The following is a 24,396-nucleotide window of genomic DNA, read 5'->3' as shown; positions in this document are numbered from 1 at the left end:
GGGCGGACCTAGACGGGGGTGAGTCTCCTGCCGGAGAGGCACTACCCCAGTGTGACCGAAATCGTCACGTCCGCCCGGGCGTTGGCGGCTCAGCAGCCATGGCTGTGCTCGCTCGAGCAGGTCGGGGTCTCGCGGGCGGGGCGACCGCTGCATCTGCTGTCCCTTGGGCATGCCGAGCGGGCCGTGCTGGTGGTCGCGGGGGCTCACGCCAATGAGCCCACCGGGGGTTCCACTCTCCTCGCGCTGGCTGAACGGGTGTTGCACGAGCGGCAGTTGAGGGCCGATACGTCATGGCACTTTCTGCTGTGTGCGGACCCGGACGGGGCGAGTCTTCATATGACTCCCGCGCCACGGACCCTGTTCGACTATCACCGCGGGTTCTTCCGCCCCGCCGGACCCGAGCAGCCGGAGTGGTCGCCCTCCGTGCTGCCGCCCGACCGGCTGCCGCCCGAGACGCGTGCCCTCACCAGGGTCATCGACGAGCTGCGTCCCTACCTCCAGGCGACGCTCCACGGGACCGATCTGGGCGGCAGCTGGGTGCAGTTGACGAAGGATGTGCCGGGATTGGCGGAGCCGTTCGCCAAGTCCGCGGCGGAGCTGCACATTCCGGTGGAGACGGGGGCCTCGGACGCGGCGGGCTGGCCTGCCTCCGGGCCCGGGGTGCATGTGATGCCCGAGCCGGGCTCGGACGCGCCGTATCCGAGCATGCCGGACGATGCCCGGCACAGCACCTGGTACCACGCCCACCGGTACGGCGGTCTGACCGCGGTCGTGGAAGTGCCGATGTGGGCCAGCGACCTGGTCGACGACCCGGCGCCGCATCCCGCGCCGGCGGCGGCGATGCGGCGACTGGCGCGTCGGCTGCTGCGGCACTCGCTCGAGGTGGAGGGCATCCTCACCGAGGCGCTGCCCCGCCTTCCGGGCCCCGACGGACCGCTGCTGCGTGCCACGAAGTGGGCCCTGGAGCTGGTACCGGGGCTGGCCGGCGACTGGGCCCACCATCCTCCGGCGGACACGACGATGGCGTACGTCGGCAGCGTGGACGCGTTCGGCCGCCGGCTCCCGCTGCGGGCCGCCGCGATGCTGCTGCGGGTCCTCCAGGAAACCGACGACCGCGCGGCACCGCACCTGGAGCACCTCGTCGCCTCCTGGAGCGAGTCCTTCGCCGAACGTTTCCGCGCACGCTGGGTGCCGCTGGAGCACCAGGTCGAGCATCAGAGCCGTACGGTGGTCGCGGCGGCGCGCCACGCACGGGACTACGCGGAGTAGGCCCTTGATCCGAGCCCCCTCAGGCTTACTCGAACGGCACTTCGGCCTTGGTCGGGGGCCTGCCGACCGCACTGGCGCCGGGGCGCGACACGGGCGCCCGGCGGCCCGCCAGTTCGAAGGCGTGGAGCACCACCCGCGCCTGGTACTCGACCTGCCGCGCGACCGGGATCCAGCGCGCCTGGTGCCCGTCGTGGTAGTCCGCGCACCACGCGTCGATCAGCCGGTCGAGGTCCGGCAGCGCGCCGGACGGGTCGCATCCGGCGCGTGTCACGAGCTGGTGCAGCAGCCCCGCCGTACGCAGCGCTATCCGCCGCGCGGAGATGCGCAGCGCGGTCAGCCGGGCGGTGTCCAGCGGCGGCAGGGGATGCGTGCCGTCGCCGACTTCCGTGTCGGGGTCCCAGGAGTCGGCGAGGCCGGGGCCGACCAGTAAATAGTCGTCGACCGGTGCGAGAAGGGAGGCCGTGTCCGCTGCCGTGCCGAGGCCGGGGCGGATCCGTGTCAGCAGCGCCTCCAGAATCCGTGTGTCGCGGCGCAGCGTACGGCTCACGGCCCTCAGTGCCTCGTCGGCGTCGGCGGGCGGCGAGGCGTCCCCCACGGCCCGTACGCCCCACATGGGGGCCTCGACGACCGCGGTCACCGTGCCGTACCGGTGCGGGTGGAACCATGTGGACTCGACCGCCGCCTCCGTGATGGCGGCGGCCAGGTCCGCGCGCCGTGGGGGCGGGATGCGGTAGACGGCGGGCCCCAGGGTGGGCCAGTACAGCGTGTCGTACGGCCCGAGTTCGAGAGGGATGCCCAGGCGGGCCGCGGTGTGGGCCAGGCGCGGGGCGAGGCCGGGCAGTTCGCGGGTCAGCTCGACGAAGCCGCCGCCCACGTCGACGCCGTGCAGGGAGCACTGGAAGAAGGGCCGCAGTTCGTCCTGGAGGTCGAGCAGGGCACGGGTCTCCGGCAGGGCGGCGCAGTCCGCGCCGTCGGGCAGCCACTCGGGCTGCTCACGGAAGCCGGGCCTGAAGAAGTGCCGGAAGTAGTGGCCGAGAGTGTAAGGCCCGGACAGCCAGCCCTCGTTGCGGCGCGCGCCGTCCGGGTCGAGGCACAGCAGCAGGTTCCAGGTCGCGTCGGCGCCCTCGCACAGCCGGGGGTCGGCCAGCGCCCGTTCGGCGAGGCGCAGGGCGGTGGCGCCGCCCACGGGCTCGTTGGCGTGCGGTCCCGCGACGACGAGGGCCTGACGGCTGCCGTGTCCGACGGACAGCAGCCACAGCGGGAGCCCGGCGCGTGAGGTGCCCACCCGGCGCAGCCGGGCGTCCTTCGGGTGACGCTGGACGAGCGCCGCCGCCCGGACGCGCAGCTCGTCCACGGACGGGTAGCGGAGGAGTTGCGGCAGGGTCTTACCTCCGCTGCGAGTAGCTGTTCGGTTCACTTGCTGTGGGTGGTGTAAGCACAGTGAGTCACGATCACGCGGGTACGTCAACACCGCCGTGTGTGCGGGATGTTCGGCCTTCGCGGGCCGTTTACGCGGAGGCGGCAGTTCCGCTCACCGGGCAGGAAGCGTCAGTCCGTGGCGAGCCGGAACGACATCCGCCCGAAGCTGACCTGATCGCCGGCCTGGACCACGGCTGCGCCGATCACCCGCCGCCCGTTCACGGAGGTGCCGTTGGTCGAGCCGAGGTCGCGCAGCACCCACAGGCCGCCCTGGCGGGTGAGTTCGGCGTGCACGCGGGAGACCGTCTCGTGGCTGAGCCTGAGTCCACTGGCCGGGTCGCGGCCTATACGCAGCGGGTACGGGCTCTCGGGGCGGGGCAGCAGCAACTTGGGGAGCTTCTCGGCCTGCCAGGCCCTGCTCAGCCGTACGGTGAAGCCGGAGACCGCCTCCACGGTGCCGAACAGCAGCCGCGAGAAACGGCTCTCCTTGCGCAGATCGGCGGTGAGCGCGGCGAGTTCGTCGGAGGTGCGGGCGGCGAGCGCGAGTTCCATCCGGTGGATGAACGTGTTGTGCGAGATCCTGCCCACGGCGGCGCCTTCTCGGAGCACACTCAACGCCCTGTCCCGCTCGGCGTCCGACAGCCGAGGGGCGGGATAGGTGTGGAACTCGAAAGACGACGTCACGCTGGTGATTGTCGGTCAGCGGCGCCGAGGTGTCCAGAAAACGAGGAACTAGCGAGGAACTTGGTACACCTCTGGTTCGGCTCTGGTTCGATACTGCGACCGACGCGGGTTCAATCCTTCGTTCGAGCGGTTTCAGCCACGCATTGATCTCGTGTGGCGCACCATGGGACCGGCGAGATCACGGTGAGCAGACGAGGGAGAACCGTCCGTGCAGTTCGAGGTGTGGGCACCACAGGCCGGCCGTATGACGCTCCACTGCGCGGGCGGCACACAGGCGATGGAGCGCGATCCGGACCGCGCGGGGTGGTGGACGGGCGAGGCGGAGGCCGAGGACGGCACGCGGTACGGCTTCGCGGTGGACGACGGTCCCGTACTGCCCGATCCGCGCTCGCGGCGACAGCCCGACGGGCCCGACGGGCTGAGCGCGGTGGTCGACCACGAGCGGTACGCGTGGCGCGCCGAGTGGGCCGGACGCGGGCTGCCGGGCGCGGTGCTGTACGAACTGCACGTGGGCACGTACACGCGCGAGGGCACCCTGGACGCGGCTGCCGAGCGGCTCGGGCATCTCGCGGAACTGGGCGTCACACACGTCGAGTTGATGCCGCTGTGCCCGTTCCCGGGGCGGCACGGCTGGGGGTACGAGGGGGTCTCGCTGTGGGCGGTGCACGAGCCGTACGGCGGTCCCGAGGCGCTGAAACGGTTCGCCGACCGGGCGCACGAACTCGGTCTCGGTGTCGTCCTGGACGTCGTGCACAACCACTTCGGCCCGTCCGGCAACCATCTGCCCGCGTTCGGCCCGTACTTGACGGACGCGCATCACACACCCTGGGGCGCGGCCGTCAACCTGGACGCGCCCGGCTCGGACGAGGTGCGCGCGTATCTGCTGGGCAGCGCCCTGGCCTGGCTGCGCGACTACCGGCTCGACGGGCTGCGCCTCGACGCCGTGCACGCGCTGCGTGACACCCGCGCGTACCACTTCCTCGAGGAACTGTCGGCCTCCGTGGACGCGCTCTCCGCCGACCTGGACCGGCCGCTGTTCCTCGTCGCCGAGTCCGATCTGGCCGATCCGCGGCTGATCACGGCCCGCAAGGAGAACGGGCTCGGCCTGCACGCGCAGTGGAACGACGACTTCCACCACGCCCTGCACACCACGCTGACCGGTGAATCGCAGGGCTACTACGAGGACTTCGCCCGGGCCCCGCTCGCGGCCGTCGCGAAAACGCTCACAGGTGGCTTCTTCCACGACGGCACGTACTCCAGCTTCCGCGGCCGACGTCACGGCCGCCCTCTGGACCGTACGCGCGTCTCCTCACACCGCCTGCTCGGCTACTCACAGACCCATGACCAGGTCGGCAACCGCGCCCAGGGCGACCGGCTCTCGGCCACCCTCTCCCCCGGCCTGCTGGCCTGCGCGGCGGCGCTGACGCTCACCGGGCCGTTCACGCCGATGCTGTTCATGGGCGAGGAGTGGGCGGCGGGCACGCCCTGGCAGTTCTTCACCGACCACACCGATCCCGAGCTGGCCGAGGCCGTACGCCGGGGCAGGCGCCGGGAGTTCGCGGCGCACGGCTGGGCCGAGGAGGACGTCCCGGACCCGCAGGATCCGGCGACCCGGGACCGCTCCTGCCTGAACTGGTCCGAGCCGGAGAACGAGCCCCACGCGCGCGTGCTCGCCTGGTACCGCGAACTCATCGCCCTCCGGCACGACCAGGCGGACCTCACGGACCCCGACCTCTCGGACGTCAAGGTCGCCTACGACGAGGAGGGCCGCTGGCTGGCGTTCCGCCGCGGTGACGTCCGGGTGGCCGTGAACCTCGGCAAGGAGACCGCGTCGATCCCGCTCGGCACTGCTCGCGTGCGCGTGCTCGCGGCGTGGGAGCCGGTCGAAGTGCCGGGCGCGAACGGGTTGTTGAGCCTGCCGGGGGAGTCTTGCGTGGTGCTGACTCAGGAGTGAACAGTGGCGCTGACGCGGAGTAGATGCTGACGCGGGAATGGCCAGTGGCGCTGGCGCGGGACTGACCAGTGAGCTGACACGGGAGTTGGTGCTGACGCGGGAGCGATCAGTCGTCGTCCCGCAGCTCCGTGACCCGTTCCAGGAGGATCGCCTCCCACGCGCGCTCCAGCTGGGAGCGCAGTGGGGGCAGCGGGTCGTTGCCGTGCCCCCGGAGGCGGTCGGCGAGGTGGATCAGGGCGTCGCAGCGAGCCAGCCACAAGCCGCGCAGGCACGGGCGGGCACCGTATCCGGCGAGGGTCGCCGCGCGGACGGCCGCGGGGGCACCGACCGCGCGGGCGAGACCGGCGATGTCCTCGGCGGGATCGCCGACCAGGGCGTCGGTCCAGCCGAGGACGCCGCGTACACGCCCGTCGGCGCTCAACACGAGGTGCTCGCCCGTGAGGCCGTGGTGGACGAGAACGGCGGCCCCGGGCTGCGCCCCGAGCTGGACGGCAGCAGGCGCGCCGAGCTGGTGGAGCCGCGCGGCGTCGAACTCGTCGGCCGCACCGAGCCGTTCGGCGGCACGCGCGGCGGCGACCCGCAGCGCCTCCAGGGACCGTGGCGCGGCTCGTGGCACACCGAGCGCCTCGGCCTGGCGTACGGGCACTTCGCGCAGCCCGGTGAGCAGCCCCGCCAGATCGGCCTCCCCCACGGCCGAGACATCGTGCCGCTCGCCGGAGCCGCCGGGAATCAGGGTGTCGAGCGTGTACGTCAGGCCGCTCGCCCACTCGCCGTGCGCGATGCCCACCGGGACGGCGACCGGAAGGTACGGGCGCACCACGTCCCGCAGGCGCAGCTCGCGCCGCTGACGTACGGAGGCCTCGCGGTCCGGGGCGAGGCGCAGCACATGACGCGTGCCGACGTACCAGGTGAAGGGCTCCGCACCCGTGCCGACGGGCCGGATGTCGGATCTGCCGCCGTCCGGGAGCAGGGAGCGGACGAGGCGTCGCACGGTGTCCGCGGTGGGTGTCATTGCCTGGGTCATGGTCGCGCCGTCGCCGTTCGGTGTCCCGGTCTCCGTAGGTCAAAAGGGCTACGGTCAGCATCCTGCCCGGACAGCGGGGGCGGCGCGAGCCCGTGAACAGCACTTTCCGGGGCTCTGCGAGCGGGCGCCCGGCGGCGGAATCAGCTCTCGAGCGCCAGGCGTGCGCCCAGGAGCAGCAGTACGCCCCCGGACACCTGCTCCAGCCGACGCCGCACCCCGGCCCGGGACAGCACCGCCTTCATCCGGCCCACGAACCACACGTACAGGCCGTAGTAGCCAACCTCGAAGACCGCCCAGAGTGTGGCAAGCCCCACCATGGCGGGCAGATGCGGCGCTCCCTCGGGCACAAACTGTGGCAAGAAGGACATGGCGAAGATCGCCGCTTTCGGGTTGGCGAGATTGAGCAGCAGCCCGCCCCGGTAGGAGGCCCATCTGCTCTTCCCGACGGTTTCCTCCCCGCCCGCGTCCGCCGCGCCCTTGGCGTGCCGCGCCTGCCACAGCGTCTGCACGCCGAAGACGACGAGTACGACGGCGCCGACGATGCGCATCACGTCGTACGCCACTTCCGATGCCGCCAGCAGTGCCGTCAACCCGAACGCCGCGAGGATCCCCCAGACGAAGACACCGGTTTCGTTGCCCAGCACGGTCAGGAAGCCGGAACGTCTGCTGCGGATCGACTCCTTGATGATCAGTACGGTGCTCGGGCCGGGCGAGGCGGCGATGAGCAGGCAGGCGCCGAGGAAGGCGAGCAGGGTGCTGAGCATGGGGCCATCGTCGTCTGCGGGCGGGGGCGGGGCCAGTTGTTTTCCGGGGCCTGGTTTGACTGACGTACACCGTGGTGTCGGCGGCCCGACAGACCTGCTTCACCGTCGGCCGCGATTCCCCCCAACCCCCTTGTGGCAGCGGCATCTACGCGCAGAGACTACGGAAGTTCACGTGTTCCCCTTCCTCCTCCGGAGCCCCGATGAACCACCCCAGACCGCAACATCCACCGTTCTCGCGCCGTGTCGCGCTCGCCGGTCTCGCCGGAGCGGCGTTGGCCGGCACGACGGCGTTCAGTGCGGACGCGTCCGCCGCGTCCGGGAGCACGTACCGACGGGCCGTCCGTTTCGCCACCTTCAACGCCTCGCTGAACCGTGGCACCCAGGGCGCCCTCGTCACGGACCTGTCCACGTCGGGCAACCAGCAGGCGCGGAACGCCGCCGAGACGATTCAGCGCGTCGACCCGGACGTCCTCGTGATCAACGAGTTCGACTACGACGAGGACGGCGCGGCGGTCCGGCTGTTCCTGCGCAACTACCTGGCTGTCAGTCAGAACGGGGCGAAGCCGGTCCGTTATCCGTTCCGCTTCACCGCGCCCGTGAACACGGGTGTGGCCTCCGGGGTGGATCTCGACGGCAAGAATGGTGCCGTCACCATTCCGGGGTCCGATGCGTACGGGCAGGACGCGTTCGGGTACGGCTGGTTTCCCGGGCAGTACGGGATGCTCGTCCTCTCCAAGTACCCGATCGATGTCCGGGCGGCCCGTACGTTCCAGCACTTCCTTTGGAAGGACATGCCGGGGAACGTCATGCCGCCGGGGTACTACAGCGAGGCGGCCCGGGCGATCTTCCGGCTCTCCTCCAAGAGCCACTGGGATCTGCCGGTCCGGCTCGGCCCCGGCCGGTCCTCCACCGTCCACTTCCTCGTCTCGCATCCGACTCCGCCCAGCTTCGACGGCCCCGAGGACCGCAACGGCCGCCGCAACCACGACGAGATCCGCCTCTGGGCGGACTACATCAGTGGTCGCCGCCGCAGCGCGTACCTCTACGACGACAAGGGCGTACGGGGCGGTCTGCGGCCCGGGGCACGGTTTGTGATTGCGGGTGATCTGAACGCCGACCCGCACGACGGCGACAGCTATGACCACGCCATCCTGCAGCTCCTCGACCACGAGGCGGTCAACCTGCCCGCCACACCTCCGGCCGCTCGCGGCGGCGTCGAGGCGGCCCGCATCCAGGGCGGCGCCAACGCCACCCACACCGGCAACCCGGCTTACGACACCTCCGACTTCAACGACAACGCCCCCGGCAACCTCCGCGTCGACCACGTGATCCCGTCGCGCGGTCTCGTCCCGGCCGGGAACGGCATCTTCTGGCCGACGTCGGACGATCCGCTGTACCGGCTGGTGGGCGGCGGGGCCGACGTCCCGACCTCGGACCACCGGCTGGTGTGGCAGGACGTGCGGGTGGTCTGACCGTACGGCGCGCGCCCTCGAAATCCCAACTACGGGTGACAGCAGAGGCGTTCAGGTGGCGCCCGGCGATCCGCCGGCTCTAGGCTCGGGCGCCACACATCCCGTTGGGCTGTGTCGGTTCGGGGGAGGTAGGCCGTCATGACCGAGGCGCCGCTGCGCGCGGAACTACTGTTGGCCCAGGACGTGTCCGAGGGCCTGGAACAGGAACTGACCACACGGTTCCGGGAATTGGGAGTGCTCTCGGTCCGCGTCCGGCGGGCCCTCGGCCATCGCGGCCCGAACGAGCTCCAGTGGCTGGTCCTGGCCGCCCTTCCGCTCCAGGCCTTCCTCAGCGGGCTGGGCAGTGAGGCCGTCAAGGACGGCTATCGCCTGCTCAAGGAGCTGGTGGGCCGCGTCGTCCGGCGCAGGAGTACGGCGGCGGATGCGGCACCTTCTCTGCTCGTGCTGCAGGACGAGCGCAGCGGACTGCGGATCGTGCTGGAACCGGATCTGCCTCGGGAGGCGTACGAGGAGTTGACGGCTCTCGATCTCACCCGGTTCTCCGTCGGGCCGCTCCACTACGACCGTGCCCGCGCCCGGTGGCGGTCCGAGTTGGACGAGGCGGCGGGCTGAGGCGGGAGACGACCGGCGTGCGGCGACATGCACCACGGATCGGGGCTGGGAACGTGACGCAGCCCAGTGAGCTGGACCGGGCCCGGCATGACTGCGCGGAGGGCGAGGCCCTCCTGGCCGCTGGGCACCCGGCAGAAGCGGCACGGGCTTTCCGGTCGGCGCTGACGGGTGTCGGGGCGTTCGCGTCCGCCGCGTCCCTCGGGGGCGGCGACTCGGACGGGACGGCGGACGGCGGTACTTCTGGCAGGTCGGCGAGCAGGGCGACCGGGGCTTCGGACGGGGCAGCCGACTCCTCTGGCCGGGCGGTCGATGCCTCCCGCACGGCCGACTCCCCCGAGCGAATCGTCGCCCGGGCCTGTGTCGGGCTCGGGCGGGCGCTGCTCACGGCCGGGAAACCAGTGCGGGCGGCGGAGGAGTTCCGGCAGGCCGCACGGCTGGACCCGGCAGGCCTCGACCCGCTGTACTGGCTCGGCTGTGCCGCCGCGCACCAAGGCGCGTACGCGACGGCCGAGCAGCGGTTCAGCAGAGTTCTGGAACTGTCCGCCGGGCACGGGCCCAGCCTCGTGCAGCGAGGCTATGTCCGGGTGCGGCTGGGCCGGACCGCCGACGCGCTGGCCGACTTGCGGTCCGCCGAGCGCACTGGCGCCCTGGACGCCGAGGCCCGCTGGGTACTGGCCGCGCTCTCGGGCGCCACGGCACGTGACGTCGCCCGACTGCTGGGTGCGGCCGCACGGGCGACGATGGCACAGGCGCAGGACGCCGGGCCAGGAGGCCGGTCCCGCTCGTGGGACGGCTGGAGTCGGGCCGTGGACCTGCTCGACCGGGCCCGTCAACTCGACCCGGACGAACGCGAGTTCGTTCTCCCTCACGCCGTTGCCCTCTGTCTGAGCGGCCGTCGCGACGACGGTCTCGCCGTGCTCACCGTGGCGTCCCGCTCCGCCCCCGCCGACCGGCATATCGCCCACGCCCTGGCCGTGATGGCCTGGCACGCGCTCCCGCCCTCCGACACCACCAGCAGGGAAGCGGCCCGCGCCTGGGCGCGCTGCGTCTCGCTGTGGGCCGGGCTGCTGCACGACACCGCCTTCTGGGAGCGGCTGCGCGCCGATGCGGTCGAGCGCTACGGCACGCCGGTCGACGACGGGGCCCTCGCCACGCTGCGCACCGATCTCCAGGCCCGGCTCGAAGCACTCATGCCCGAGGGCAGCAGCGTTGGCCTGCCGTCTCCGGAGGTGGTGCTGAGCCGCGAGAGCGAGGCGGCACGGCTGCTGGCGGAGGCCGGCGGGCTACCCGTGGCCGTCGGTGCGGCGCCCCTGGTCTGCGGTCCGTTGCGGATCGTGGAGCTCGGCAGGGAAAGGGAGTTGGGCGCGTTCGTCGCCGAGGCGGGTGCGGCGGCTTCGGCGCTGCGCCAGGCCTTCTCACGCCTCGGCTTCGCCCAGGCTCTGCTCCGCCTCGACCAGCCCCAAGAAGCGCTCAGGGCCCTGTCCGGACTCCGCTGTCCCAGCTGCCGCGCCCGCGGCACCGGTGGCGACGAGGTCCCGCGCCGCGACCGCCCCCCGGCCGCGGGGGCTCCGGGCCACCACCCGGCGGACGGCGCGCAGGAGACCGTACGACCGTCGGACCGGCCGAAAGAGACAGCCGCACAGGCGCCACCACAGCCACCGGCACCAGCACCAGCACCAGCACCAGCACCAGCACCAGCACCAGCCGATGACACCACCCCCCGGAGCGAGGCGGCACCCGTTCCCGGCTCGGGGCACCAGCCGGTCCCCGACCAGGGCGACACCGCGCGTTCCCTTCCCACGGGGCACCAGCCTGGACACCACCCGCCCCGCGACCGCGGCGACCACGACCGGGCCGCCGTATGCGACATCGGTTGCCTCCGCTTCGATGTGCGGAATCCGGCGTACGCCGGGCAGGACGGCAAGCGGGGGATGTTGCTGCGGGACGGGCGGGTGCTCGCCTTGGAGGCGCGGCTGGCGTTGGGGCGGGCGGCGTTGTCGCCGACGGCGCCCGACGTCCGTGCGGCGGCCGTCAGTTGGCGGCGGGCGCTCGCGCACGGGCGGGCGCTGGAGCGGGTGGCGAAGGTCGAGGACGCGATCGCGGGCACGGCGCTCGCCGCGGCCAAGGCCCTGCACCGGGCCGGTGACATCGACTCCGCGGGCACGACACTGGAAGCTGCCTACGCGCTCCTCGGCGAGGGACAGCACGAGCGGCTCAAGGGGCAGTTGGCGCGGGTCCTGGCTGACCGGGGCATCACGCGGGCCAACCGTGATCCGGAGCGGCTGGAGTCCCCGGCCGCCGATCTCCGGCGCGCCGTCGAACTGAACCCGCATCTGCTGCGCGCACAGGTCAATCTGGGCCTCGTGCTCCGTGTGCTCGCGGCCCGACTGCGGTGGTCGGGCAGCCTCGTCGGCTGCCGGGTCCGGCTGCAGGAGGCGGTCGACCGGCTCACGGCCGCGTTGGGACACTTTCCCGAGGACCCCGAACTGACCGAGCTGCGTGAGCAGGCCGACGGCGATCTCGCGCGGGTCCGTGCGGAGTTGGAAGAGGGGCGGATCGGGGGTCTGCCGGGGTGACGGAGTACGAGGAGCTGCGCTTCAGAGTGCGCCCGGTCGGCGTCGACCGCCATGTGGTGACCGTGAGCGGTCCCGGCGGCGCCGCCGACGTCATGACGGTGGGCGGGCAGCCCGAGGCGTACCGCGAGCGGTGGGAACAGCTGATCGAGTCGGAGCTGGGCCACGCCCCGACGGGCGGTGAGCACGCCGCAGCCCGGCTGCGCGACCTCGGCCGGGACGTGTTCGGTCTGCTGTTCGGCAAGAGGGCCGAGGAGTACCTGCGAGCCGCGCACGCGCACGTGCGGCGCATGCAGCCGCCGCGCGGTCTGCGGCTGCGCTTCGATCTGCCGCCCGAGCTGCGCTGCCTCCCGCTGGAGGCGTTGTGTGCGCCCCCCACCGAGCCGGGTCAGGCGCCCGCGTTGCACGACGGCCTGTCGCTGGTCCGGTCGCTGCCGGGCGGGCCGCTCGGCGGCCGGCTGCCGGAGCCGTACGAGGAGCCGAGCCGGATCCGGCTCCTCGTCGCGCACGCCTCGCCCAGCGGCGAGGGGCAGCTGCACGCCGAGGCCGAAGTCGAGGCGCTGTTCAGGGAGTTGCCCCAGGTCGCGGTGGAGATCACGGTGGTGGCACGGGCCACGCGCGAGCGCCTGGAGCTCGCGCTGGGCGACCACTCCGACCTGCCCACGGCCGTCCTGCTCATCGCCCACGGTTCGTACGACGGTGAGTACGGCAAGGGCGTGGTGCACCTGGAGACACCGGGCGGCGGCACCGACCGTGTGCCCGCCGACCTGCTGAGCGGGATGCTGCTCAGGGCGCCACGGCTGCGGCTGGCCGTGCTCAACCTCTGTTCGGGGGCGGAGAGTTCGCGCACGGAGCCGTTCTCGGGGCTCGCCCAGGCGCTGATCGAGGGCGGAGTGCCGGCCGTGGTGGCCATGCACGGCAAGGTGAGCGACCGGTCCGCGGGCCTGTTCGGGCCCGGCCTGCTGAAGGGGATCGCGACCAACCAGACCATCGACGCGGCGATGGCGTCGGCCCGGCGGCGCATCTCCTATCAGCCCGGGCTGACCGCGGCCGAGTGGGCGACGCCGGTGCTGTTCCTGCACGAGGAGTGCCGGCACGGCTGGCTGTTCAAGGCGCGCGAGGTGCGCGACGACGAGCGTGCCGCGCATGATCCCCTGCGGCAGGGCGCCGAGGCTCTGCAGGCCGTCCGCAGCTTCACCGGGCATGTCGAGGCGGCCCAGCTGATCGAGGCGGCCCGCTTCCACCGACTGGGCCGGGACTGGCAACAGGTGTTGGGCATCCTGGGCACCGATACCAAGAAGTTCCGGGACGAGCAACGGCTGCTGCTGGCGGAGGCCGCGTACGAGCTGGTCTGGCCGAAGGTGCAGGAGCTGTGCGAGCTGCTGGCCTCGGAGCGGGCGGAACCGGCCGCGCAGGCGCTCACGCAGATACGGGAGACGCTGCCGGACGAGGAGAGCGCGTGGCTGCCCGTCCTGGACAAGGAAGTCCGAGACCTGGGCCGGCTCAGCGGGCTGCTCGACGCGGCGTACTCGGCCGGGCGGAACTCGGACTGGGCCGCAGCCCTGGGCCACTGCGAGAAGATCCTCGCCGAGCGGCCGGGCGGCTTCGGTGACACGGTGCGGCTGCGCGACACCGCCTGCGAGGAGCTGGCCGTCGCCGAGGCCTGCGCGAGCGCGGCCGCAGCCTCGGCCGCCGGCGACTGGGCCGCCGCGTCCGCCGCCTACGCGCAGGCTCTCGGCCGACGGTCCGATCACGCCCCGGCCCTCGCGGGCACCGCCTACGCGCAGGGCCGCGCCGCCGAGGAGGCCGGAGACTGGCCCGCGGCCGCCACCGCGTACGGCCGCTGCCCGGCCCTGCATGACGCGTCCGCCCGCGCGGCCTACGCCCGTGGCCGCGCCGCCGCCCGCACCGACGACTGGCCCACGGCCCACGACGCCTTCACGAAGGCGTCGGCACTGTACGGGCGCGGCGACTTGAGTGCGCCGGACACGACACCGCCCGGCGTGCGCAACGACGTGTCCGCCGCGAGCGGGCGCACCGGCATGCCGACTTCGGGTGCGGCGAGCGACGCGACCGGCGGCGACACACGACTCGGCACGACCGACCTCGACGTACGACCCCACACACGAGCCCCAGACGCGAAATCCCACGCGGCCGACGGCGACGGACGATCCGGTGAGACCGACCTCGACGTACGGCCCGAGGCGATGTCGCCGGACGAAGGGCCCGACGCGGCCGCCGGTGGCGCACGCTACGACACGCATTTCCGGTGTCCCCGATCCCTCCACCTCCCCGCCTGGTCCGCCTACGCCGCCGGGCGTGTGGCCGAGGCCGAACAGCGGTGGGGGGACGCGGCCGGGCGGTTCGTTCTGGCCGACGGCTTCCCGGACGGGGCGTTGCGGACGCAGTACGCCCGTGGCAGGGCGGCCACCGAGGCCGGCGCGTGGCCCGACGCGCTGGCCGCGATGGAGGCGGCGGCCGCGTTGCGCGGGACGGAGACCGACGGAGCGCTCCCGGCGCCTGCCGACGCGGACCGGCACGCCGGGTCCGTCTGCGCCACCGACAAGCCCCGGTCCGCCCTCGACGCGCCGGAACCCGGCCCGGCCTCCCTCCCCGACCTCGACGCCTGGCTCGGCGTACTCCGGCAGCGGGTGCACGAGAGCGCGGTGACCGCCGCCGAGGCCGGTGACTGGAACCGGGCCCTCGAATCCCTGCTGCTGCTTCCCGACGCGTACGAAGACACCCTGGCGCAACGCCGGTTCGCCGAAGGGCGGGTCGCGGAGGCCGCCGGGGACTGGGCGGTGGCCGCCGCGGCGTACGCGGAGGCGGGACACACGGACGCTCCGGCGCGCCGGCACTACGCCCTCGGGCGGAGGTGCGCACTGCACGAGAAGTGGGACGCGGCCAAGGCGCACTTCGCCGCCGTACCCGCGCGGATCCACGACTTCCCGGAGCCGCCCGCCGGGCTGCTGCTGTACGCCCAGGGCCGGGCCGCCGCCGCGCGAAGGGACTGGAAGGCCGTCGTGGAGGACTTCGGCGGGCTGCCGGACAGTCACGCGGACGGGGATGTCGGGCATCGCCGCAAGTACGCGCGTGCCCGGCTCGCCGAGCAGCAGGAGGAGGCGAGGCCGGACACCTGGACCTCGGTGCTCGGGCATCTGGACGACGTACCGGACGAGGCCCTGGACGGAGCGGTGGGGTTGCTGCGGCGCAAGGCCGCGGGGCTGCACGCGCAGAGTGTCGGCGACTGGGAGCGGGCACTTGAGCTGTACGAACCGTTCGTCGCCGACGAGGAGTTCGCACGGCTGCATCGTTACGCGCTGGCCCGGCTGCACGAGCGGGCGGACCGGTGGGCCGAGGCGCTCGCCGCGTACCAGGACCTTCCCGACACCCACGGCGACACGGCTCCGCGGGCCCGGTACGCCGAAGCCCGGGTCGCCGAGGCGGATGCCGTGGGCGCCGGGCCGTGGCGTGCCGTGCGGGAGGCCTACGAGGAGTTGGCGGACGCCTTCGCCGACGACGCCGGTTTCGCGGACGCCGCACTGCGTGCGCAGTACGCGCGGGCCAGGGTCGCGGAGGCCGAGGGCGACTGGGAGGAGACCTGCCGTGCGGCCGACACGCTGCGCGCCCACTCTGACGCATCCCGCCTCGCCGCCTACGCGCGCGGACGACTGACGGAGAGTCAGCGGGACTGGCACCGAGCCGTGGAGGCCTTCCGGAGCTGTGCCCCGTACCGCGACGCCGGGCCGCGGCTCGCCCACTGCGAGGGTCGGCTGCTGGAGGAGCGGGGTCGGTTCGCGGCTGCGGCGGAGGCGTACGAGCGAGCCGGGGCCGGCCACGAGGACGCCCGGGCGCAGGCCGTGCGGCTGCGCGGGGTGCTGCGGGCGCTGCCCTGGGTGGACGGCACGGTCGGCGAGCCGCTGGTGGCCGACCCGTTCGCGCTGCGCGACACGACGTTCCCGTATCTGGCGCTGCGGGACGCGGGCGTCGGCCCCGGTACGTCCATGGACGCGGTCGGCGAGATGTCGTTCACGCTGATGGAACGGGACGGCACCTCCTGGACCTGGCCGGAGCGGATGGCCTGGGACCGGCTGCGGGTGCCCGCCCGACGGCTCGAACTGGACGCCCTGCTGTACCGCTGGAACGCCCCGTCGGCGGTCCGGGAGGCGGTCGCGCATCTCGTGCCGGACGACGGGCCCGACCCGCTGGACGCGCTGTGCGAGCGGTTCCCGCGTGACGCCCCGCTGCTGCTCCTGCTCGCCCGGGGCCGGGAGGCGGCCGTCGCGGCATGGGAGCAGCGGCTCGCGTCGGCACCCGGGGACATGGCGGTGGCGCAGGGGCTCGCGGTCGCGTGGCTGTGGCAGGCGTGGGAGCTGGAGCACAGCGGCGCCTGGGAGCACGCGGTACGGGCCTGGGAGGCGGCGCTCGCCCACTGGGCGGCGCTGCTGAGCGACGAGGACTACTGGGACGGCTGGCGTGCCGAACGGGCAGGCTGCTACCAGCGGAACGTGACGCCCGACGAACTGGCCCGGCTGCGCTACGACCTCAGCCGGCACCTCTTCGAGCGGCTGGCCGCGGGCGAGCAGAGCCACACTGAGCAGGGCCGGCCGGAACAGGCGGAGGCCTACCGGGCGCTGACCGCCCTGTTCGAGGCGGAGCTGGGCGGGGCCCGGGTACTCAAGGAGGTCGGTGGACTGCCGTCGGTGGCGGGCACGGGCGGCGCGCTGGCCTGCGGCCCCCGCTATCTGCGCCTGCTGCGGCTGGAGACGGTACTGGCCGAGCGGGCCGCCGAGCTGAGTGTGTCCGCACAACAGGGCCAGGATCCAGGCAAATTGGTGGTGCGTCAGCTGCGCTGGGCGTTCTCGGAACTGTCCCACGCCTACGCCCTGTCCGAGACGCACCGGTTCGAGCAGGCGCTGGACGCGCTGCCCGAGCCGGCCACGCTCACCGAGCTGCCCGAGGACTGCGCGGGCCCCGCTGCCACGGCCGATCCCAAGGAGCACATCCGGGAGTGCGGCCACTGCCAGGACTTCGTACGCCGCAATCCGGCATACCTCGGGCTGCGGCGGCGTCGCGCCCGGTTCGTGCAGGACCGGGCCGCGCTCGCGGTGCACGCCCGGCTTTCGCTGGCGCAGGCGGCGCTCACCAGCGGCTCCGGCGGGCTCGACCTGGCGCTGGCGCACTGGACGCAGGCGGTGCGGGTCTCGACGAGCGCCGGGATGGCGGCCCGTACCAAGTGGTCCGTGGTGCAGATGGTGCTCGGGCGGATCGAGGCGCTCATCAGCACTCTCACCGAGCAGCGGGGCGCGGCCCTGGACGCGGCGGTGACGCTGATCGAGCAGGTCAAGCCGGTGTTGCAGCCGCTCGCCCGCGATCTGGCGGGCCAGTTGGACGCCCAGCTGTCGCAGGCCCTGTCGATGCGCGGGGTGTGGCGGGCCTCCTCGCGCAGACGCTTCGGGCTGCCGCTGGACGTGCCGGCGGGGGAGGCCGATCTGCGCCAGGCCCTGAAGCTGAACCCCGAGTCGGGCCACGCGCGCGACAACCTCGTACGGGTCCTGGTGTTCACGCTCGACGAGCGCACCGCCGACCCCGTGGAGCAGCTGCTGATCCTTGAGGAGGCACTCGGTCTGCTGCACACCGGTCTGCGCCGGCAGCTGGCGCATCGCTACCGGGAGACGCTCGCCGAGACGCTGAACGCGCTGGAGCGGATCGTGTCCGCGCGGATCGGCATCGGCGGCCTGGCCGACCTGATGCGGGCGATGGCCCAGGAGCAGCCCCCTGACGAGTCCGATCTCGCCGCGCTCGCCCGGCAGTTGGCGGACCGGGCACGACGGGAGCTCGCGGACGGCGGCAGCGTCCCGGTGGCCCTGCACCTGCTGATCCGCGCCGTCCGCGCGGACACGTCGGCGGCGGAGCTGCGCAGTCTCCTGCTGGATGTCGTCGCCCGCTTGCGCGACACCCTGCGCGGCACCGGCGAGGTGGAGGAGGGAAACCGCAGATGATGATCGAGGACCCGGCCGACGGGCCGGGCAGGACGTCGCCGTACACGGTGCTGGCCGCGGTGGGCGTCACGCCGCGGACGACGCATGCCGAGATGCAGGACGTGTCCTTCGAGCTGCAGGCCCGGCGACTGATGTCGCCACAGACCCAGCAGGCGTGGAACGACCTGCGCGACACCCGCCGCCGGCTGCTGCTCGACCTGCTGATGTACGACGTCGGCGACGGGCCCGACGACGAAGTGCCGGAGGCCGCGGACGGGCTCGACCACGACCGTCCGGAGGCCGCCGACCGGCCCGCCGGGCCGCCCGCGCCGTGGGCGGCCCGGCTGCTGGACGACCTGATCCGGTTCGACCGGTGAGCGCGAGGAGTCCGATGACCGAACACGACACGTCGGCCGCCCGGCTCGGCTACGACCACGCCCGGGAGCTGGCCGCCCGCGAGGTCGCGCACCGGGCGCGCCTGGAGCGGCTGCTGCTGGTGTGCGCGGACGCCCTCGACGACTTCGACCGGTTGCTGGCCGACGGCCCGGTGCGGGACGGGCAGGCCTACCTGGGCAGCCTCCGGCTGATCGCCGACCGGTTCGAGACCGCGCTGCGCGGCGAGGGCCTCGAACCGATAGGGGCGGTGGGCGAGACGGCGGATCCGGACACCCATCACGTGGTCGGGGTACGGCCGTCGGCGATGGCCGGTGAGGACGAGGTCGTCGAGGTGGTGCAGCGCGGGTACCGCTTCGCGGACCGGGTGCTGCGGGCGGCGCGGGTGGCGGTCGCCGTACCGGCCGGCGAGCAGAGTACGCGGGAGAAGGGGGAGCAGGGATGACAGCGATCGGAATCGACCTCGGCACCACCAACAGCGTGGTGGCGCACTACGACCCCGACCGCGGCGAGCCCCGGGTCGTCCGCAACGGCGAGAGCGACAACCTGACCCCGTCGGTGGTCGGCCTGCTCCGCCGCGACGGCTCGGAGTCGCTGCTGGTCGGCCGGAACGCGCTCAACTGGGCGGACCGGCAGCCCAGGGAAACGGTGGTGTCGGTGAAGCGGCTGATGGGCCGCGACTTCACGGACGCCAAGGTCGCGCGGGCCCGAGATCACCTGGCCTACCAGATCGTCCCGGGACCGGACGACGATCCACGTGCGCACGTGATGTTCGGCGGACGCACCACCACGCCGGCCGAGGTGTCCAGCGCGATCCTGGGCAAGCTGGTCAAGGACGCCACGCGGAACCTGAACGAGGACGTGACGCACGCGGTGATCACTGTCCCCGCGTACTTCGGCGACGCCCAGCGGGCGGCCACGCGGGAGGCGGCGGAGCGCGCCGGGATCACCGTCAAGAAGATCATCGACGAACCGACGGCGGCCGCGATCGCCTTCGGCCTGGACAAGCCGGGTGGAGAACGAAGCCGCATCCTCGTCTACGACCTGGGCGGCGGGACGTTCGACATCTCGATCCTGGATTCGGTCAAGGGCCATGACGGCAACGCCCAGTTCGCCGTGCGCAAGTTCTCGGGCGACGACTGGCTGGGCGGGGACGATTTCGACCAGGCCGTCGTCGCCCGGATCGCCCGATGGGTCCAGAAGGAGTGCGGGGTGGACCCGTCCGGGGACGAGCAGTTCAAGTTCACCGCGAAGAAGTACGCGGAACAGGCGAAACGGGAACTCAACGACTCGCCCGAGGCCGTCATCATCATCCCGGCCGGATACAGCCGCGACGGCGTGGTCGTCGACGTCGACATGACGCTGACCCGGGCCGAGTTCAAGGAGCTGACGGATCCGCTGGTGCAGCGCACCATGGACCTGGTCCGCGAGACCCTCGAGAGCGACGGGCTGACCCCGGCGCAGATCACCGACGTGCTCCTGGTCGGCGGCGGCACACTGACCCGGTCGGTGTACGAGGCCGTGGAGGCCCTCTTCGGCCGGGAGAAGGTCCGCCGGGACATCAACCCCATGGAGTGCGTGGCGCTCGGCGCGGGCATCCTCGCCGGGACCCTGGACGGGGTGGAGTGCCCGGCGCATCGCTGCGGCACCGTCAACGACGAGTCGGCGACCGCGTGTTCGGCCTGTGGCACGAGCCTGGCCAACGCCCGTGCGGTCGGCACGACCGGCCTGTACGAGGTGACGGGCGTCGCGATGGGCATCGGCGCGGTCCGCGGTTCGCAGCGGGATGTGTTCGTACCGATCATCGAGAGCGGCACCGCGTATCCGCTTCCCGAGCCGTGCAGGAAGATGTTCCAGGCAACGGACAGCCGGCTGATCCGGGTCCCGGTGTACGAGGGGAACAGCCCGGTGGCCAGCAAGAACGACGAGCAGGGCGTCGTCGAGTTCGAACTCCCGCAGGAGATCGACGTCAACCAGCGCGTCGAGGTGTCGTTCAACTACGACGCGAACCGGACCATCACGGTGACGATCACCGTGCCCGGCACGGACATGCGGACCACGGCCCGGCCCAAGCGCGAGAAGCCCCGCACCCCGCCGCCCGCCCCCGTGTACGAACCGGACAGTGCCACGCTGCGCCAGCGCCTGGAGTACGCCAGGCGGGACGCCGAGAGGTTCCTCCAGAGGTACGGCGGTTACATCGAGGACCTGCAGGAGATGAAGGTCCGCCGGGATCTGCAGCAGGCGGAGCTGGCGCTCAGGCAGGGCGAGAGCGGGGAGTACAAGCGGCTCACCGAACTGCTGATCGACGACATGTACCACAACTGCGGATACGCCAGTCAGTTCCTGCACGCGGAGGAGGCCACGGATGGCGCGCCCCCGGAGACGGCGGGCCTGATCAACGAGGCGGTCGGCTATGTGAAGCAGGCCCACGCCGAGGGAAACCGTCTGCTGGCCGCGCAGCAGGCCCGCAATCTCGCCAACCTCGTGGCGCAGGCGTACGACGCGCGCCGGGTGTCCGCCCTGCGGGACACGGAGCGCTTCGACGGGATCCTGCGGGTACCGGACGACGCGGGGGACACATGACGGCGCCGACCGGACCGGACGGGCACGGGTCCGAGCCCGGTCTCGGCCTCGGTCTCGACTTCGGCAGTACGGGGCTGCGGGCGGCGTACGGACACCCTGGTGGCCCGGTGCGGCGGCTGGTGCTGTCCGGTGCGCGATGGCCGTGGCTGCTGTGCGAGCCCGCGGTCGCCGGGGCACTTCCGGTCACGTTCCCCAGCCTCAAGAGCCGTTTGGGCAGCGGTCGTCCGGTGGCCGTCGGCGGAGTGCCGAGGACCGCGGACGAGTTGGTTACCGGTCTGCTGCGCGAGGTGCGGGAGCAGGTCGAGGCGGCGGCCGGCAGCCGGGTCTCGCTCACTGTCATCAGCGTCCCGGTCGGCTACCGCTCGGCGCAGCGCACGGCCCTGCTGGAGGCGGCGCGCGCGGCCGGGCTGTCCGAGGTGCGGCTGATCGGTGACGCGATGGCCGCGGTCATCGGGCACACGGAGGGGCGGGGCAGCGCGACGTGCCTCGTCTACGGCCTCGGGTACGGCGGGTTCGAGCTCGGGCTGGTGCGCGGTGTCCGGGACAGCTACCGGGCGCTCGGGCACGAGACGGCGGCGAGCACCGGGGGCCGGACGTTCGACGACGCGGCACTGACCGCCGCGATACGGGCCGTGCGGGGCCGGTCCCATCAGGTCGGCCTCGACGGGACGGGCTGGCTGCGGCTGCGCGCGCGGGTGGAGCGGATCCGGGAGGAGTTGGGCGGCACCGCACTGCCGGAGGGCGACGACGCCGCGCTGCTCGAACTGGACCTCGGCGACGGCCACACGGAGCAACTGCGCTTCGACCGCGATCAGTTGGCCGCGTATCTGGAACGCCATGTGCGGCGGACCCTCGACCGGGCGCAGACGCTGCTCGACCAGTCCGGGATGGCGTCGCGGGACGTGGACATGCTGCTGTTGGTGGGCGGCGGGACCCGGCTCGAGGCTGTCCGTTCCGGGGTGCGCGGGCTCGGCCGGGACACGGTGCACGCCCCCGGCCACCTGCTCGCCACGGGCGCCCTGATGCATGCCTCCCAACTCGCGGGCGTATCGCCGGCCAGGCTCGACACGATGGTCCCGCAGCCCGCCGACGTACTCGACGACACTCTGTCGGACGCGCCGCGGCTGTCGGTGACGCTGCTGTCGCCGCCGGCCGGGGCCGGACCTCTCGACGCAGGCCCCTCCTCCCCGCCCCCGCCCCCGCCCGACGCTCTCGACGTGGGCCGGGCACGGCAGTTGGCGGAGCAGGGGCACACTGCTCAGGCCCGCGTGCTCCTTGAGACGATCGTGGCCGAGGCACAGGCCCTGCTCGGTTCCCTCGACGCGGCCCCGGTCGTCCCGGATGAAGAGCCGGAGGACACGGACGACTGGGCCGACCGCAAGGCGGCGCGGCGACTGTCGGCCGCGCGGGACCTGCTGACGGAGCGCCGGTTCGAGGAGGCGGTACGGGCCTCGCACGCCGCCTGGCAGGTCGCGCGGGACGGCTCGTCCGGGCCCGTCGTGCTGGACGCGATGATCGGCGTGCACTGCGCGGCGGCGATGGCCGACTCCTCGCCCGAGCACTTCACCGACGCCGAGCGCTGGCTACGCTGTGCCTACGGCCACGATCCCACCAACGCACGGGTGCGCGAGCTGCTCGCCGAGCGCACCTACCGGCACGCCGAGCGGCTGGACGGGCGCGGGCGGCGCGACGAGGCCGTCGAGGCGCTGCACCAGTGCCTGTCCTGGAATCCCGAACACACGGACGCCCAGACCCTGTTGGAGCAGTTGACCCGCCGCGGCAGGAACCAGCGGGACAGGGGCGGCGTCCCCCGCTGAGGAGTGACCGGCAGATCGCCAGGAGCACCGGCCACCCGGTGCTGAGTCAGGAGAGTCGCGCTTGCCCACCGCACCCACACCCCCCGGATCGCCCTTCCTGGACCGCAAGGTTCTGGGCAAGGAGTTGGAGGAGCTCCTCAACCAGCACTCCTCCCGGCTTGCCGTGCGCAAGGACGAACTGACCGCCCTGGCCGACGACTTGACGAACGGTAACCGGCTCGACCGGTGGGCCGAGGTCGACCTCGTCCATTCCTACGTACGCCCCGAGACCGTCACGGCCCCGCCGCCCGCGGCCCCCGCCCCGCCCTGGTGGCAGTGGAGGCCGGGGTACGGCGCGCTGGAGGCCGTGCTCGGCGTACTCGTGTTCATCCCGCTGCTGGTGACCTGGTTCGGGCTGCGGGAAGCGGTGCGCGCCTACGGGGAGTTGAGCAAGGAGAGCCCCGGGCAGGCGACCCGTCCCTTTCTCCAGCTGTGGCAGACCGGCTTCGGCGGGCATCTGTCGACGGTCGGTCGCTTCGAGAACGTGGCGCTCATGGCCGTCGTACTGATCACGCTGCTGGTCCTGCTGTCGGTGTGGCACGCCCGTGTCCGGGCCCTGGCGGAGGGGGAGGAGCAGGCTCGGGAGGCCGAGGACGAGCGGCTCCTCGGGTCGCTGGCCGGACTGCTGACCCGGGTGCAGATGTGTCTGACTCCGCACCGGGCCGCGTCTCCGGACCAGTTCACGAAGGAACTCGCCCGCGCGGTACGGCAGTTGCAGAACCTGTTCAAGCAGGCCGACGGCAGCCATCAGAAGCTGGTGGACAGCGCGACGGCCGTCGGCGACGCCACCGACGCCCTGCAGAAGGCGGCCGGTGCGCTGTCGTCCGAGGTGCCCGGCATCGCCAAGGCGGCCGACCGGGTGGAGGCGGCGGTCAAGGCGAGCATGTCCGCCTCGGACCAGGTGCGGCAGGACAGCAAGGACGCGGCCCGTACCGTCGCGGACCGGGTGCAGGCCGCCGGTGACGCCATGCAGTCGGCGGTCACCTCGCTGGTCACCGCCCAGCAGGCGCTCGCGGCGAAGTCCGACGCGGTGGCACAGTCCGCCGAGCGGGCCGCGCAGGCCGTCGCGGCGGGCGCGGGCCGTACGAACGACGCCGTCGACGGCATGCGTGAGGCCACCGAGCGCTGGGACGCGGCGGCGGCCCACTGGCAGGACGCCGCGGCGCGCCTTGACCAGGGCATCCGTGTCCTGTCCAACGGACAGTTGCCGCCCGGGCAGGTCAACGGCGCCCGCGTACCGGCGCCCTCGAGCGGTACGGACGGCGGTGAGGTGTGAGCGCTCGCCCCCGGCGCCGTACGCGCGGTCTCAGCGTCGTCGTGCTGGCGGGCTGGCTCTTCGCCGACCTGCTGCTGGTACTGGCGCTGGTGTCGATGGCCGACCGACCGGACCCGATGGCCGACGACCGGCCCAAACCCACGGGCAGCCCTTCCCCCTCCCCCACCGCGTCCCCGAGTCCCACGCCTACCGGACCGCAGGGTGTGTCCCGGACACCGGAGCAGTTCCGGGTGAAGGGCAACGACACCGACAGCCTCCTGCGCCAGATCCGGTCGGGCACCGAGAAGTGGCGCGGGCGCACCGCGGCCATGGTGCTGACGTTCGGCGGCAGCTCGGGCGGTACGGCGTACGCGCACCGGGTCAACGGGCTGCTCTCCAAGGCCCGGCCGGAGATGTTCGGCGGCCGGACGGCGACGGACGACTTCCACGACTTGAGTGAGTCACCGCAGAGCGCGGTGGTCCGGGTGTACTTCTTCACCCGGCCGGGCGAGTGACGTCCGGTCCTGCGGCGGCCGGTTCACGACGAGGGAAAGGAC

The 24,396-nt window shown here is 73.0% G+C and carries 16 protein-coding genes; 12 read left to right on the top strand and 4 right to left on the bottom strand.

The genetic code is table 11. The annotated features are described in order from the left end of the window. The first annotated feature begins 18 nt into the window (after positions 1-18). On the top strand, positions 19-1,269 hold the full coding sequence (locus tag OP79_RS23695) for a M14 family zinc carboxypeptidase (protein WP_033322606.1): 1,251 nt from the start codon (positions 19-21) through the stop codon (positions 1,267-1,269). Positions 1,270-1,294: 25 nt separating this feature from the next. Here the strand turns inward: OP79_RS23695 and OP79_RS23690 are convergent, their stop codons facing one another. Both OP79_RS23690 and OP79_RS23685 read right to left on the bottom strand, forming a co-directional pair. Beyond that, the gene (locus OP79_RS23690) at positions 1,295-2,623 is read right to left on the bottom strand and encodes a M14 family zinc carboxypeptidase (RefSeq protein WP_051744866.1); all 1,329 of its coding nucleotides are present in this window, start codon (positions 2,621-2,623) and stop codon (positions 1,295-1,297) included. Between the two features lie 194 nt (positions 2,624-2,817). Continuing rightward, entirely contained in the window at positions 2,818-3,372 is a 555-nt protein-coding gene (locus tag OP79_RS23685) for an FHA domain-containing protein (RefSeq protein ID WP_033322604.1), read from the bottom strand. Between the two features lie 208 nt (positions 3,373-3,580). On the opposite strand from OP79_RS23685, the gene treZ reads away from it, so the two are divergent. Continuing rightward, positions 3,581-5,326, top strand: a complete 1,746-nt coding sequence (gene treZ / locus OP79_RS23680; protein ID WP_033322603.1) for a malto-oligosyltrehalose trehalohydrolase — start codon at positions 3,581-3,583, stop codon at positions 5,324-5,326. A gap of 106 nt (positions 5,327-5,432) precedes the next feature. On the opposite strand, the gene OP79_RS23675 is transcribed toward treZ, so the two are convergent. Together OP79_RS23675 and OP79_RS23670 are read right to left on the bottom strand one after the other, a co-directional pair. Beyond that, a complete protein-coding gene (locus OP79_RS23675) occupies positions 5,433-6,350 on the bottom strand; it encodes an aminoglycoside phosphotransferase family protein (RefSeq protein ID WP_033322602.1) in 918 nt (305 codons plus the stop codon). Between the two features lie 140 nt (positions 6,351-6,490). Further along, the gene (locus OP79_RS23670) at positions 6,491-7,114 is read right to left on the bottom strand and encodes a LysE family translocator (protein ID WP_033322599.1); all 624 of its coding nucleotides are present in this window, start codon (positions 7,112-7,114) and stop codon (positions 6,491-6,493) included. Between the two features lie 200 nt (positions 7,115-7,314). Here OP79_RS23670 and OP79_RS23665 point away from each other — a divergent pair, with 200 nt between their 5' ends. The 10 genes from OP79_RS23665 (at position 7,315) to OP79_RS23620 (ending at position 24,354) form a co-directional block, all read left to right on the top strand. Beyond that, entirely contained in the window at positions 7,315-8,586 is a 1,272-nt protein-coding gene (locus OP79_RS23665) for an endonuclease/exonuclease/phosphatase family protein (protein ID WP_051744865.1), read from the top strand. Positions 8,587-8,724: 138 nt separating this feature from the next. Beyond that, positions 8,725-9,198, top strand: coding sequence for a hypothetical protein (locus OP79_RS23660; protein WP_033322598.1), 474 nt, complete (start codon positions 8,725-8,727; stop codon positions 9,196-9,198). A 53-nt stretch (positions 9,199-9,251) separates the two neighbouring features. Continuing rightward, positions 9,252-11,774: a hypothetical protein gene (locus OP79_RS23655; protein ID WP_157857363.1), complete on the top strand. Its 2,523-nt coding sequence runs from the start codon at positions 9,252-9,254 to the stop codon at positions 11,772-11,774. Next, positions 11,771-17,773: a CHAT domain-containing protein gene (locus OP79_RS23650; RefSeq protein WP_033322595.1), complete on the top strand. Its 6,003-nt coding sequence runs from the start codon at positions 11,771-11,773 to the stop codon at positions 17,771-17,773. The genes OP79_RS23655 and OP79_RS23650 overlap by 4 nt, the downstream gene beginning before the upstream one ends. Beyond that, the gene (locus tag OP79_RS56060; RefSeq protein WP_033322594.1) at positions 17,770-18,129 is read left to right on the top strand and encodes a hypothetical protein; all 360 of its coding nucleotides are present in this window, start codon (positions 17,770-17,772) and stop codon (positions 18,127-18,129) included. The genes OP79_RS23650 and OP79_RS56060 overlap by 4 nt, the downstream gene beginning before the upstream one ends. 14 nt (positions 18,130-18,143) lie before the next feature. Then, complete coding sequence (locus OP79_RS54065; RefSeq protein WP_051744864.1) at positions 18,144-18,590, top strand: nucleotide exchange factor GrpE; 447 nt, start codon at positions 18,144-18,146, stop codon at positions 18,588-18,590. Next, on the top strand, positions 18,587-20,728 hold the full coding sequence (locus OP79_RS23635; RefSeq protein WP_033322592.1) for an Hsp70 family protein: 2,142 nt from the start codon (positions 18,587-18,589) through the stop codon (positions 20,726-20,728). The genes OP79_RS54065 and OP79_RS23635 overlap by 4 nt, the downstream gene beginning before the upstream one ends. Beyond that, positions 20,725-22,545, top strand: a complete 1,821-nt coding sequence (locus OP79_RS23630; protein WP_033322590.1) for an Hsp70 family protein — start codon at positions 20,725-20,727, stop codon at positions 22,543-22,545. Before OP79_RS23635 ends, OP79_RS23630 begins: the two co-directional genes overlap by 4 nt. A 61-nt stretch (positions 22,546-22,606) precedes the next feature. After that, a complete protein-coding gene (locus tag OP79_RS23625) occupies positions 22,607-23,860 on the top strand; it encodes a hypothetical protein (protein WP_051744863.1) in 1,254 nt (417 codons plus the stop codon). Next, entirely contained in the window at positions 23,857-24,354 is a 498-nt protein-coding gene (locus OP79_RS23620; RefSeq protein ID WP_033322588.1) for a hypothetical protein, read from the top strand. The genes OP79_RS23625 and OP79_RS23620 overlap by 4 nt, the downstream gene beginning before the upstream one ends. Positions 24,355-24,396 lie beyond the last annotated feature (42 nt).

Source organism: Streptomyces yerevanensis (assembly GCF_000716805.1).
GTDB lineage: Bacteria > Actinomycetota > Actinomycetes > Streptomycetales > Streptomycetaceae > Streptomyces > Streptomyces flaveus.
The sequence above is the reverse complement of the archived record's forward strand: the minus strand, read 5'-3'. Positions and strand labels throughout refer to the sequence as shown.

Coding starts and splice junctions, on each gene's coding strand:
- OP79_RS23675 (WP_033322602.1), bottom strand. CDS start 6,350: ATGACCCAGGCAATGACACCCACCGCGGACACCGTGCGACGCCTCGTC.
- OP79_RS23670 (WP_033322599.1), bottom strand. CDS start 7,114: ATGCTCAGCACCCTGCTCGCCTTCCTCGGCGCCTGCCTGCTCATCGCC.
- OP79_RS23665 (WP_051744865.1), top strand. CDS start 7,315: ATGAACCACCCCAGACCGCAACATCCACCGTTCTCGCGCCGTGTCGCG.
- OP79_RS23660 (WP_033322598.1), top strand. CDS start 8,725: ATGACCGAGGCGCCGCTGCGCGCGGAACTACTGTTGGCCCAGGACGTG.
- OP79_RS56060 (WP_033322594.1), top strand. CDS start 17,770: ATGATGATCGAGGACCCGGCCGACGGGCCGGGCAGGACGTCGCCGTAC.
- OP79_RS54065 (WP_051744864.1), top strand. CDS start 18,144: ATGACCGAACACGACACGTCGGCCGCCCGGCTCGGCTACGACCACGCC.
- OP79_RS23635 (WP_033322592.1), top strand. CDS start 18,587: ATGACAGCGATCGGAATCGACCTCGGCACCACCAACAGCGTGGTGGCG.
- OP79_RS23630 (WP_033322590.1), top strand. CDS start 20,725: ATGACGGCGCCGACCGGACCGGACGGGCACGGGTCCGAGCCCGGTCTC.